Annotated in this window: 1 protein-coding gene; it reads left to right on the plus strand. The window is 55.4% G+C overall.

Features of this window, described 5'->3' with window-relative positions; genetic code table 11:
- Nucleotides 1–39: 39 nt before the first annotated feature.
- Nucleotides 40–500: helix-turn-helix domain-containing protein (locus JK635_RS29360; protein WP_202656407.1), on the plus strand; the 461-nt coding region annotated here is incomplete at its 3' end.

Raw genomic sequence — 500 nt, forward strand, 5'->3', positions numbered from 1 at the left:
AACTGACCCCCAGGAGTTGGACACAATCTTGGAGGTTTTATGAGGACGTTCGACGTCAAGTTCAAACGGAAGGTGGTCCGGGAGTATCTCTCTGGCAAAGGGGGATGCAAGCTTCTGGCCGCCAAGTTTGACATCGCTGACAGCCAGGTCAGAAGATGGGTCGGGGCATATCAGCATCACGGCAGTGCCGGCCTTAATCGTCAGCGCGGTCGATACACGTGTGAGTTCAAGTTGGAAGTGCTGCACCGCCTCGCGGCCGAAAACCTGTCCTGCCGCGAGCTGGCAGCTCGGTACAATATAGGTAACCCTCATAGCATCACGACGTGGCAGCGACAACATGAGCGCGGAGAGCTTCGTTCGCCGCAGCATATTCTCCCATTGGATAATCTCGTGCCAACAAAGAAAAAGACCTCGCCTCGATTGCCAGAGCCTGAACAGTCAGAGCAGGCAGACCGCTTACTTCGCGAAAATCAACAATTGCGCGCGGAGGTTGCGTACCT

The organism is Neobacillus paridis, from assembly GCF_016765675.1.
Taxonomy (GTDB): Bacteria; Bacillota; Bacilli; order Bacillales; family Cytobacillaceae; genus Neobacillus; species Neobacillus paridis.